Source organism: Colwellia sp. PAMC 21821, assembly GCF_002077175.1.
Lineage (GTDB): Bacteria > Pseudomonadota > Gammaproteobacteria > Enterobacterales > Alteromonadaceae > Cognaticolwellia.
On sequence record NZ_CP014943.1, the window covers coordinates 4,614,937 to 4,627,636 of the forward strand.

The following is a 12,700-nucleotide window of genomic DNA, read 5'->3' on the forward strand; positions in this document are numbered from 1 at the left end:
AGCTAATGACTACTAGCGAGACGTTTAATTAAACCATCACTTGCATCTTCAACTAAATCTAAAACAAACTGAAATCCTTTAGCACCACCATAATAAGGGTCAGGCACTTCAGTATCATCAAAGTTTTCGGCATAATCTAAAAATAGCTCTACCTTATATTGCAAAGATTCTGGCGCCACCTTCATTAAGTCTTTCACATTGCGTTCATCCATCGCTAAAATCATATCAAATTTGTCAAAGTCTTCTACTGTGACTTTACGCGCTTTAATTTTATCGAATGAATATCCACGCGCGATGCCTGCTTTTTGCGCTCGATGATCAGGCTTTTCACGAGCATGTGAGCCAACGGTACCTGCTGAGTCTATTATTAATGACAACGCTTGTGCTTTCTGTCGAAAAACCGCTTCTGCACTTGGTGATCTACATATATTGCCCATGCACACGAACAGTATAGATTTCACCGTTGATAAATCAGTTTTATTGGTCACAGAGACATCCTTATTTTCCTTTTAAAAATTTGATAAATAATAGACTACGTAATCATTATTAAATGGCGTTTGATATAATTCAAGTATAGAAAGATTTTAACTGGCCGTTAAATGGCCAGTTTTAACCCAAATCAAGGTGTCTTCTTCAACAAAAGGCTGATGCTGGCTCAAATGTGGACTCCTGATCCAACTTCCCGCTGGATAACGGCCTAATTCATCGATTAATTCACCGCTAATAACATATATTTCTTCACCACTAAAATGGCTATGTAATATAAACTTTTCTCCAGCTGGCCAAAATACTAAAGCAACCGATTCAGTTTCAAAGTTATGCAACGGTTTTACTTTTAAATTGCCATATCCGGCTTGCCATTTTTGTTGATTGGTATCTATGCATATACGTTGATTATCTAACGGCGACATTTGATGTAATTTAACCAGTAGCTCACAGCCGTTAACACTAAATGGCGCATGCACAAACCCTTTCGGATTACGGAAGTAGCTACCGGCGGGGAAATCTCCGGTTTCATCAGAAAAAATGCCAGAAAGAACAAATATTTCCTCACCTAATGGATGATTGTGAGCGCTAAAGCTTGCACCCGCGTCATATTTCACCACACTGGTTGCGTGGCCACTTTCACTATTTTCACGCGCTAAGGGTTTACGCCACACACCAGGTAAAGGGCTTGCTTGCCAGGGTTGTTGTTCCGTGTCAATAACAACACGTTTGGTAAAATCCATATTGATCATATTGGTCTCTGCTACAGCTTGTTATTTACTAACCTAACGTTACATAAATTAATTGTAGACTATTAATCGTCTCTGTTAATGTGTGGCATTTTATGCCCTAAACTATGAATTACTTACTAAAAATAATTTTCATTACAACTAAAAACATAACTTAATGGCGATATTTCTGCTACATTATTAATAGCGTAATATTAATTATTTTTCAGAGCTATAATCTTACAAGTATTTGACAGTTTTTCTGGGCTACTAGTACAATATGGCCTCAGTCGTATAAAAATCAAGGCAATATGCAATCAGTGTCGGCTGAAATTTAACTATACCTTGTTCAACAAACAATGTTTGTCGACACTATAATACGTGAACATTAAAAATTAACGAATAAGGGACAATATCCCCTGCCATTATTATTCACTTAAATGAGTATTTATTTTTGATATTTTTTCAATTAAGCAAACAGTTTTTCACGGCGTTAATTACCGTTATCTTGCTTGCCATCTTAGTCAGTTTTGCCTGCCTAATTTATGATATTGACCAAAAAAACATAAGCGAGCTAAACAGCGCTTATACTATTAACAGCAGTTATTACATCGATGAATCTAATAATGCTGATCTTAATAATATATTAGATGATGCTAAATTTACCGACAGTAATTTAAATAATATTCCTTATGCATTAGCTCAGCAAAGTTATTGGATTAAACTTTCTCTACATTACCCTATTGGTAAAAATTCGATCACGGCCAACGCACAAAAAAGTTTTATTCAAGATAATGGTAACGAACAACTCATATTGATGGCCGAGCACAGTATGCTTGACACCTTTATCGTTTATGAACTTAGTGCCTTAAATCCACCTAAAAAAGTTCACCAAAAACTCTCAAGTCCCATTGAGAAAAGCCAAAATGTTTACCCTTATGCGAGATTACAACTCAACCAGTTCGGTCACAGTGAATACCTAATAAAAGTTAAAAACTCTGGGCCGCCAAATATCCCTTTACAGCTTTTTACCCCAAAAGACTTCGAACAACGATTACTGTTATCACAGATAATATATGGCGCATTTATCGGTATATTGATCATTATTGCCATATATAACCTAGTATTGTATTTTGCTGGCAGAGATAAAGTTTACTTATTATATATTGGTTACTTAATATCTGCTTTTACCGTACTTTCTTCATTGACAGGTTACGGTTACTTTCTTTTTTCTGTTCAGACAATGCAATGGCTCAATCACTATTTAATTTTTATCGATTTCTTACTGATTATATTTCTGCTGTTATTTACCATTTATTTTTTACGCTATGATCAGTTAAAGCATTGGGCTTACAAAGCTTCAATGATATTTGCAGTCATTGTTGGCGTACTCACGCTGTATTCACTTTCACTCAATGAATTATCGCAAACTAAGCTGTTTTTCTCATTACAGCCCTTATTTTATATCGTTGCGCTTTTCTTAATTTTTAACCGTCTAAAGCGTGACTTTTCCTGGGCACGTTTTTACTTCTTATCTTGGGTCCCCTTATTAGTTGGTGCTGTTATACAACCTATGGTGCTACTTAATCAGCTTGAATATAGCTTTTTAACAGGTCATGCATTCTTATTTGCCATTATGATTGAAGTCACCTTTATGGCATTTGCGCTCGCTGAACGTATTCGTCGCAACGAACAAGAAAAGCTAACAATGATTGCCTACCACCAAAGTAATCATTTGCCTAGACAGACCAACTTAGAACACAAAATCAGCCAGATGTTGAAAGAAGATAGCCAAGACTTTACAGTTATTGTGATAAAACCGGAACAGTTTCAACGTATCGAACTTTACATTGATGAACCAACACGTGTCTGCTTTATTCAAGACTTAAACCATAAGCTTTCCTCTTTATTTAGGTTTAATGATGCGGTGCTTGATATCACGGATCAATATGAGAAAATCTGTTACTTAGAAAACTGTAGCTTAGCTTTAGTGATCGATAATGCTAAAAATGATCAAGATATAGAATTGTTTATTACCTCAATTCAACAAGCGGCTAGTGATGCTTTTTACATTAAAAACCTTAAACTCCCCTTATCAGCTTACGTCGGCTTAGCCCAATTCCCTGCTCATGGTAGCTCAAGTTCGATCTTAATCAGCAATGCCTCAATTGCAGCAAATAATGCCGAAATCTGTCAAAGTAAGTGGGCTTTTTATGCGATGAAAGACAGCGAAAACAGCCCCTCTTCCATACAATTGGCCATTGATCTAGAAAAAGCTATAAAAAACCAAGGCTTTGAGTTGTTCCATCAACCACAAATAGATTTAAAAACCAATAAAGTCTGCAGCAGCGAATGCTTAATTCGCTGGCATCATCCTGTGCTTGGCGCAATATCTCCCGATATATTTATTTCAGTCGCCGAAGATTTTGGTTTAATGCCATCGTTAACATTATGGGTAGTAGAAACGGCATTAAGCCAGCAAGCTGCGCTAACTGAGCGCACGGGTCTTAATCATATGGTCTCTATCAACATCAGTGGTAAAGACCTTATTCAAGTAAACTTTATTGATGACATAGCCGCTATAATTGACCGCGGAGATATCAAAGCAGAAAAAATTATTTTTGAATTAACAGAATCCATTTCATTCGCTCAAAACACCATTGCCATTGGAACAATAGAAAAGCTTATTGCACTGGGTATTACCATTAGTATTGATGATTTTGGTACTGGTTATTCATCACTTTCGCAAATTAATCAATTGCCCTTCCAAGAATTGAAAATAGATCGAGAGTTTGTAGAGAATGTTTGTAGCGACAATAAGCGTAAAGTTATTGCTGAAACAGCTGTAAAAATGGCCAAAGGCTTAGGCTTAGAAGTGGTGGCCGAAGGTATCAATAGCACCTTAGACGAAGAAACTCTCCGCGGTTTTGGCTGCGATATTGGCCAAGGTTATTACTATGCTAAACCTATGTCTTTTGAGCATTATCTCGCTTGGCTTCAAGATTTATCTAATGGCCAAATACCGCCGAGTTTAGAAGGTGAATACCTTCCTGTCGAAAAGTAGCCTAACGTTTAACTTTTAAAACAGTTGGTTCTCGAGTGTTTTGCCATTAATAAGCTGGGTGTAAGCCCAATTATTTTTGGCTAAAAGTGTTAGCAACGCTACCTCAATATTTATCTGGCCTTGCTGAGTATCAATGGCCAGTAGATATTCTCTATCTTGTGTCATATCAACTTGGCTAACCCCTGGCATTTGCTTGAGTACCGACAGAATTTCGTCCTGGTGCTGTTTCATTCTCAGCGTTATAAAGCGAACATCCTCATTATTACCATGCGTTTGATGCTGCTTTAAATGACCGTTTTCGAGATAAAGTACCTGATCACATAAACGTTCAAGCTCACTAAGATCATGAGAGCTTAAAATAAAGTTAACCTCGCTTGCATGTTCCGCAACTATGGCGCGTATCTCTCTTGCATTAGCAGGGTCAAGTCCTGCGGTGGCTTCATCTAACATCACAATTTCAGGGTTGCCTAATAAAGCTTGCGCAATGGTTGCGCGTTTACGCATACCGTGCGATAACTCGCTAGGCAAACTATTAACCGCATCCGATAACCCGACCATCTCAAGCACTCTAACCGTATCGCTCTTAGCCAATTTATGACTCATCCCTTGTAAACGCGCATAAAAACTTAATTGCGTCGCAATGGTAAATCTAGGATCTAATTGCGCGTCTTGCGGTAGCGCTGACAAACGCCCGAAAAGCCCAGCATGTCCGGGTGAATGGCCTAAAATACTAATCTTGCCTGACGACGGTCGAATATAGCCACATAACAAACTAAACAAAGTCGTTTTACCCGCACCATTAGGTCCAACCAACGCAACCGGTGCGCCTTTTTCTAATGAAAAATCGACCTTATTCAATGCCGTGTTTTGACCATAATTTTTTGTGACTTGTTGAACATCGATAATTAAACTCATAATGATGCTCGCTTCATAATTAAATGGCTTGTGATAAGCAATACAACAGTCTGTATTAAAGGTAATAGGTATTGGCTAACACCGACACTGCTTTGAGACAAAACACTGCTTATTTTCTCACCTGGGAATAATAAATTGAGATAAAAGGTTTGGCCAAATTGATATTCAATAAAAGTCACCATTAAAGGCCCTAACGCAAAGAATAATGTGGCGACTACTATCGCAAGTCTTGCTGAAGTCACAAAAGTATTTAGCAGCGACATTAGCGCAATAAATGGCATAACCACGATCAATATTTCTAAAGATAACTTACTGCCAAGCAATATACTGTCAGATAACAAGCTTATATCTCGCACGCTGGCTAATATTGTGGTCGCAACCGAAGTCAATAATATTAATATCGCCATAATCAGCAATTGGCCTAAATAACGCCCCAGTACTAACTCAGCTCGGGTTGTGCGTAACGTTATAAATCTTAATGTGCCCCGTTGCTTATCTGAGCAAAATTGGTCGCTACAGACCAGCAAAGCAAAACTTGGGAAAAAATATATCGCCACCAACCAATAAATAGCGTATTCAGCTACCGGCCAATCTAACAAGGCTGAAAGTCCTAACGCACCAAATAATTTTTCCGCCATACTTTCAAATGAATGCGAAGTAACCGTCGCTGACGCTGAGCTAACAAAGTAGTAAAGAATAATAAACCAGATGGTGGCAAAGGCTAATAACGCCAATAAACCACGTTTAGTTTTAAACAAACGTACTAGTTCAAAGGTAATAATAGTAGAGATTCTAGATAGGTTGATATTCATCTGCACCGATAATTTTATAGGTTAAATACATTAAAATGAAAGCTGATAAGTTGTGAGTTTTACCCCATTAATCAATTCGGTATTATCACAACTTAAGTGAGTATTATGGTCAGTGCTAACAACTAAGTGCTAACGAGTATGTGCTAAGTATTAATTCGTTAGCACTGACCATGTTGGTTTAACAAATCACAACGCTGTAATTTATTTTAAATAACGAATTTTATCCGTGATTTAGCCCCTTTTGAGGTATCTATTTGCGGTTTACAAAATAATAGCCGCGCTGAAGGCACTTTTAATTGCTCGACCAAATGCGCTTTAAATAAATCGACACGCTGTTGTGATATTTTGCTTAAACGAGCAATATTTTCTGGTAGATGTGCTTGTGTAGCATCCTCTAATTCAATATCACTCGCGGTTGCTACAGCACAAAGCTTCACATTAATAGTATCTCTATCTTCAAGCATCACTGACATTTGGCGACTAAATTCAAGTTGCTCAGCATTTAACTCGATGGCAGTTGCCGGATAAATTAAGTCGTTAATTCTCAATTTAAGGGCAAACTCACCAGCCGCCATAGCAACTTTCATTACACTGGCATAAGGTACAAATGTTGTGATTAAGTAATCTTTTGCAGCTGACATTGTCGCTTGTTTCACAAGTAAGGTCAGTAAACCCGATAAGCCAAAAGAAGGTGAATTCGTATCACCTTTTAATGGCAATGACAGTTCAACGTTACCATCGGAATCTTTTAACATACCTAAAGCGACATTAAACGGCACACTAAACCCGTCTGATATTGCCCCTCGTTCATTATCATCAGCGGCGGTAAACTCCACACCTCGCAGTAATATATCAACATCACCATCAATTTTATTACCGGTCAAGCCCGCAGCAATAGTCAAATCAAGCTGCCCGCTTTCAATTTCATATTTTAAAGCTTGCTTAATATAGCTAGAAACGCCAGGTAAGCTTAGTTCTTTAATGACAGCGTTTAGCTTAAACTTTTGTTGCTCTGCAAACGGTACGCCGCGCCCTTTTATATCAAAGTTAGCGTATTTATCGCTTTTACCTTGCATATCCAATACGACTTCTTGCTCTGGTTTGCCGGTATCGATATCAGACAAAAGCAAATGAGTAATATTAACATTACGCTCATAATGCGGATTAACACTGCTGTCTTTAAAATCTATTTGAGCATCATCAAGTAAAGTAAATTTACCTATTCTAAATACTTGCTTAGCCGCTGTACTCGTTTCTTCTGCGACAACTGCAGGTGTTGTCGGCTCTTTATCAAGCTCAGTGCTAACGTGCTCAGTGTTATCTTGCTCAGTGCTGTCAGTACTTTGCTCAGTGGCATTACTATTTATATCACCAGAACTAGCAAAGGCAACTAGCGTAGACAATTGTTTATCTTTGTCTAATAAAACATTAGCCACAAGGCCAGATAAGCTAATGTCATTAATGGCAATAAGCTCAGGTGTATATTCGATGTTATTTACCGACAAACCACTAAAAGCGGCTAAAGCAGGCATATTTTGCTGAATATTTTTTGAAAACTGACTCTTGGCAACGTCAACACTTTCAATATTGACCTTGGCAATATTTTGCTGAAATTGCAGCGCAATATTATTCACCAATAATGCTGAAATATCAGCTAATAAAGCTTCAGTTTCTATCGATTTTGCCGCAACACCATCAACAGTAACGTTTAGCATCGCATCGACGCTGATCGGATCATTTGCAGGTAATACAACAGCTAAATTATTAGCTTGAACCTTTTGGCTCTTAATATCGATAGCAATATTATTTTGCTCTACATGCAAGCCGTCAACGCTCACCAACAAGTCATTAATATTGACTGATGTTTGCGCTTTACTGAGTGTTATATTATTGATATCAGCTTTTTTTAGCTTATCGTCAGCATTCAAAGCTGATGTTGTAGGTAACAACGACGCGGTATTTTGAATTTCAATTTTTTGTTTTTTAACCGACAGTGCTAAGCCTTCCTGGTTTAACAAAAGATCTTCAACCGACAATACCAGGGCATTAATATTGATTAACGTCTCTGCTTCGTTAATGGCAACATTGAATTTGCTGGCATAGCTAACTTTGCCATCAAGCGATAATATCGATGGCGGTAAAAATGCCTTTGCCGCACTTAATTCAATATTTTTAGCATTAAGCGCAATACTAATTTCACCTTGTTGTTTCAGTAAACTACCATCTATGGCTATTTCTATTGGTGCGCCGTTTAAATGGCTCACTAAATTTAATTTAATATCTTGAACACTTTGTGACAGTAAAATGTTCTGCAAAGAGAATGAATCTAATTGAATATTATGTTTTTGTGAAAAATACAGCAATTCAATATGGGCATCAGTCAAAGAAAACTCAGGCACAATAACTTGATATGGAAAATTAGCTTTTTCTGGCTCCACTTCAGGCTCTGGTGCCACGGGTGCAGGGTTTTCAGACATTAGCTCAAAACCGGCAATATTGAGTGACGAGTCGTTCACCGTTACAGGGATAAATATACCATTGAGGGTAAATTCTGCGACATAAATTTTATCAAAAAATAATTGGTACAAATGCACTTCAGCATTAAGGCTTTGCAGTTTAAGTGCACTAGCTTGTTCGTCAGTTTTTACTTCTAAATCGCTTATCGTTAAATGTGCTGTAAAGGGGTTATAGCGAATACTCGATGTATCAGTCAGTAGCAAAGGTTTTGGTAAACCATAAGTATTGATAACGTAGCGAATTATAGTCGGTGAAAGTAGCCAAACAAGCAGATAAATAACTAAAAAAGTGATAACTAAAATTTGAAGAAGGCGTTTAAAATAACGGCCCATACTAGATCCCTATACATTGGTGAGATAACAAGGCCGAAAACAACATATTGGCTATTGCTACTGTACTATTTTACGTAATTTAAAGGTAAAAAGGACTATCGCAACGTAAGTACGATAGTCCTTATCATAAAAAGCTTAACAAGCTACTCGGCTTTTAACAAGTCGATAAATTGCTGAGACTGCTCTATTGCGCTACTCATGTCTGCCACTAAAGACTCAACATCACGTTTAATAGTTATATACTCAACTTGTAATGCGCCAATTGCTTGGGCATTTAAGTTATGCTTAAGATATAAACTATTATCTTTTAAAGCTGATAACACAGGTGCCATTCTGTCTTTGGCTCTGTACATAGACTTAATCAAGGTTTGGTAAGTCCGTTCAGTTTTTCTCAATTTTTGCTGACTTTGTTGTTTTAAGCTGTTACTTGAATATTGTTGAATTTCTTCATTCCATTCATCGAACAATGCATCAGCAACGCTTTCAATAGCATCAATTCGAGAAGAGACTTCATCAGCTGAAGCTTTACTGGCTAGGTATTGATCATTAACCAGTTCATATTGCGCTGCTAAATCGCCGCCATCGTAACTAATCAATTGAGACAATTGTTCCAATGCAGATTTGAACTGTACCTGGGCATCTTCTTGAGACGTTTGTGCATCTTCAACTCTATCCAGCATAATATCGCGCTTGTGCACGCCTACTTTTTCCATGGCAGAATAATAAGCAGACTGACAACCAACAAGTAACACCAGCGTCATTACAACAAACGTTAATTTTGAAATCACACTATTTTGTATTTTTAAAGTTTTCATAGGTTATTACCACTGGAAAATTTTGCAGCATCAATAATTGCCCATAAATGGGTAATTCCGGCAAATAGAATCGGGAATACTAACCATGAAAGCGCCCAAAACATACTCGCAAAAACAAAAAACAAAATAGCAGCAATTATACGACCTTGAACCAGTTGGCCTAAACCCGGAATAAAAAGACTGCAAATCGCTGCTAAAACATTACCGCCAGAACCTTGCTGTGCCATAAAAACTCTCCTAAATGTAAATACTTGGTATTAATATATCGTTTAATGACAAAAGTATAGCATTAGATTAATTGGTAAGCTGCTGTTATTAGGTCAATATAATGTAAAAAAATAAGACACAACTTTACGCTTAAAATAGAAAATATTTTATACTGTTTTTTGTGAAATATTACAATAGCACCGCCCGATAACAACTAGCGCACGCTATAATATAAAAATAAATTATTTATAATCAATAAGATGGAGATTTAAAGTGAATAATAAAGTAAATAATAAAGCGAAGTAAAAGCAGAGAAATATAACGTTTAGCCATCATGAGATTTTCTGTTGAAGCCATTGAAAAAGCCAACCGTTTTCACGATTGGCTTAAATCTAAAAGCGCCATACTGGCTCAATAAACTAAAACGAAAGTCGTCTATTCAAAAATAGCTTAAAGCATGTATTCAAAAGCTTTTGTTATACTGAACAGCTAAAAGCCATGCATTACCTTCTGATTTAAACTGCCAGTCTTTATTACCCACAAAAGGACTTAATGCATCAGGCAATGCGCCTAATAAAGCGTCTTCTTCTGTAACGACAACATTATCACCATTAACATACGAAATACCAAAATCGACACTATCAGTGTCATTTAACTGGTATGTTGCACCAGCGCTGTACCAAAGCCTGTCACTATCAGGTATTGAAATTGAACGATGTTCTACAGCTGCAGATTGATCGAATGCCACACCCATTCTCAACGTTACTTCTTGATTAAGGTTATATGTTGCACCTAAAGCGAAACGATAGGTATCTTCAAAACTTTCTTGCTTTTCAAAAGCTAACTCATCGCCAGCAAAAGCTTCAAGTTTTTCAAAGCTAGACCACTGCGTGAACATTATGCTGTAATGAGTCGCCCATTGACTGGTTAATTGATGGAAACCTGAAAACTCTGCTATCGATGGCATATCAATCGTTAAACTACCGTCTTCAGTCGGTGTAGCCAAACCTGTAAATTCGCCATCAAACGCAAGCTCTACTTTGCTTCTATAAGAAATCGCGAATCTGTGATCACGATTAACTTCATAAACAGCACCAACATTCCAGCCATAACCAAAGTCGTCACCCGACATATTGACAACTTCAGTGCTCGTTGGTATTGGTGGAAACACTAAACCAACGCCAGGCAGTGTAATACCGTTTTCTAGCACCTTACCTGCATGCCTAATAAGTTCAGCTTCACCATAAACAACATTCAAGCCTAACCCTAGGCTAAGCTGTTCATTAACGCGGTAAGCGCCACTGATATTAGCATTAATGGTTTTTAAATCAGTTTTGCCACCAATAGAGCCTGCAGCATAATCGTTATCGTATTCACTTTTTAAACCATAGTTTGAATTGATCGCTAAACCATAGGCGAAAGTATCATTTACTGGATTAATAAAGTAAGCGGCAGGAATAATAGCACTGGGAACCACACCGTCTTGATCGAGTTCATTAAGGTTATATCCTTCACCAAGCAAGTCGGGGGCACTAATGCCTTTAACCTTCACGCCAGGATCAATATACGTTGCCGACAAAGACAAAGATTTTTTGTCAAATAACGCCATTGCTGCTGGATTACGTGCTAAAACAGCTGCATCATCAGCGATAACAGCATCACCAGCAAAAGCACGACCTAAGCCAGAGGCACTTGTTTCGTTTAACTGAAAAGAGGCAGAATAAGAATTAAAAGCGGCCAACGTGATAGCAGTGGCGATAATTGATTTTTGTAATGTCATACTAAGTTCTCGAAATTATGGAAAATAATGGTTTTATCGTATTGAAAATTAAAGTAATACCAATTTTATTAATATTATGCGAAAAGCGATTTACACTATGTTAATAAGTGTAACTTCAACATTATTGTAAAGATGTTAAAAAACGCAGTAATGTTGAGTTCTCACCAAGAAAAAGGATCAGAAAAATAGTGAAGTGTGATAAATGTTTAAAGCTAGAAGTAAGCAAAATAAATTTATAAAGCTTATAAAGCGTAAGGAGTAAAAATATTAACCTGCTTTTTCTTAAAGGAATATTGAGGTGTTAAAAATACAATTTACTGAACTAATCAGTGATGGTACCCGAGGCCGGACTTGAACCGGCACACTCTTACAAGCGAGGGATTTTAAATCCCTTGTGTCTACCAATTCCACCACTCGGGCAACGAGAGTATTTTTTATAGTAGAGATTGGGACCCTACTTTGATAACAAAAGTTATCAGATTTGGAGCGGCTAACGAGACTCGAACTCGTGACATTCACGTTGGCAACGTGATGCTCTACCAGCTGAGCTACAGCCGCTTCGTAGAAATTTTAAAAATACAGTTAACTGATTAAATCGTTCTAAAATCTTCTAAATCGATTTAAAACATTCTAATTCAGTAATGGTACCCGAGGCCGGACTTGAACCGGCACACTCTTACAAGCGAGGGATTTTAAATCCCTTGTGTCTACCAATTCCACCACTCGGGCATCGAGAGTATTTTTTATAGTAGAGATTGGTTCCCTACTTTGATAACAAAAGTTATCAGATTTGGAGCGGCTAACGAGACTCGAACTCGTGACATTCACGTTGGCAACGTGATGCTCTACCAGCTGAGCTACAGCCGCTTCATAGAGCTAATTTATATTAAACAAATAAGCTTTTACACATGTTCTAAAATTTGGAGCGGCTAACGAGACTCGAACTCGTGACATTCACGTTGGCAACGTGATGCTCTACCAGCTGAGCTACAGCCGCTTCATATTTTAAAACTTTCTATACATATGCCAATATGTATTAACACC

General features: G+C 37.5%; 9 protein-coding genes and 5 tRNA genes. 1 reads left to right on the plus strand and 13 read right to left on the minus strand.

Going from position 1 to position 12,700, the window contains the following annotated elements; all coding sequences use genetic code 11:
* Positions 1 to 2 precede the first annotated feature (2 nt).
* Together A3Q33_RS19235 and A3Q33_RS19240 are read right to left on the minus strand one after the other, a co-directional pair.
* The gene (locus A3Q33_RS19235; RefSeq protein WP_081182809.1) at positions 3 to 437 is read right to left on the minus strand and encodes a low molecular weight protein-tyrosine-phosphatase; all 435 of its coding nucleotides are present in this window, start codon (positions 435 to 437) and stop codon (positions 3 to 5) included.
* Positions 438 to 584: 147 nt separating this feature from the next.
* Positions 585 to 1,238 (minus strand): cupin domain-containing protein, encoded by a 654-nt coding sequence (locus A3Q33_RS19240; RefSeq protein ID WP_081181521.1) that lies wholly within the window; start codon positions 1,236 to 1,238, stop codon positions 585 to 587.
* 430 nt (positions 1,239 to 1,668) lie between these two features.
* On the opposite strand from A3Q33_RS19240, the gene A3Q33_RS19245 reads away from it, so the two are divergent.
* The gene (locus A3Q33_RS19245; protein WP_081181523.1) at positions 1,669 to 4,278 is read left to right on the plus strand and encodes an EAL domain-containing protein; all 2,610 of its coding nucleotides are present in this window, start codon (positions 1,669 to 1,671) and stop codon (positions 4,276 to 4,278) included.
* 15 nt (positions 4,279 to 4,293) lie between these two features.
* Here A3Q33_RS19245 and A3Q33_RS19250 read toward each other — a convergent pair whose 3' ends face one another.
* The 11 genes from A3Q33_RS19250 to A3Q33_RS19300 form a co-directional block, all read right to left on the minus strand.
* Entirely contained in the window at positions 4,294 to 5,193 is a 900-nt protein-coding gene (locus A3Q33_RS19250) for an ABC transporter ATP-binding protein (protein ID WP_081181525.1), read from the minus strand.
* The gene (locus tag A3Q33_RS19255) at positions 5,190 to 6,005 is read right to left on the minus strand and encodes a hypothetical protein (RefSeq protein WP_081181527.1); all 816 of its coding nucleotides are present in this window, start codon (positions 6,003 to 6,005) and stop codon (positions 5,190 to 5,192) included. The genes A3Q33_RS19250 and A3Q33_RS19255 overlap by 4 nt, the downstream gene beginning before the upstream one ends.
* A 206-nt stretch (positions 6,006 to 6,211) precedes the next feature.
* Positions 6,212 to 8,854 (minus strand): DUF748 domain-containing protein, encoded by a 2,643-nt coding sequence (locus A3Q33_RS19260; protein WP_081181529.1) that lies wholly within the window; start codon positions 8,852 to 8,854, stop codon positions 6,212 to 6,214.
* 143 nt (positions 8,855 to 8,997) lie between these two features.
* Positions 8,998 to 9,669 carry a DUF2959 domain-containing protein gene (locus tag A3Q33_RS19265; protein WP_081181531.1) on the minus strand — a complete coding sequence of 224 codons (672 nt, stop codon included), beginning with the start codon at positions 9,667 to 9,669 and terminating at the stop codon, positions 8,998 to 9,000.
* Positions 9,666 to 9,896: a hypothetical protein gene (locus tag A3Q33_RS19270; protein ID WP_081181533.1), complete on the minus strand. Its 231-nt coding sequence runs from the start codon at positions 9,894 to 9,896 to the stop codon at positions 9,666 to 9,668. Before A3Q33_RS19270 ends, A3Q33_RS19265 begins: the two co-directional genes overlap by 4 nt.
* Positions 9,897 to 10,339: 443 nt before the next feature.
* A complete protein-coding gene (locus A3Q33_RS19275; protein WP_081181535.1) occupies positions 10,340 to 11,656 on the minus strand; it encodes an outer membrane protein transport protein in 1,317 nt (438 codons plus the stop codon).
* Positions 11,657 to 11,989: 333 nt separating this feature from the next.
* Positions 11,990 to 12,076, minus strand: a tRNA-Leu gene (locus A3Q33_RS19280).
* Positions 12,077 to 12,138: 62 nt separating this feature from the next.
* Positions 12,139 to 12,214: transfer RNA gene (locus tag A3Q33_RS19285), tRNA-Gly, on the minus strand.
* Between the two features lie 84 nt (positions 12,215 to 12,298).
* Positions 12,299 to 12,385 (minus strand) — tRNA-Leu (locus tag A3Q33_RS19290).
* A gap of 62 nt (positions 12,386 to 12,447) precedes the next feature.
* Positions 12,448 to 12,523, minus strand: a tRNA-Gly gene (locus A3Q33_RS19295).
* Between the two features lie 54 nt (positions 12,524 to 12,577).
* Positions 12,578 to 12,653: transfer RNA gene (locus A3Q33_RS19300), tRNA-Gly, on the minus strand.
* Positions 12,654 to 12,700 lie beyond the last annotated feature (47 nt).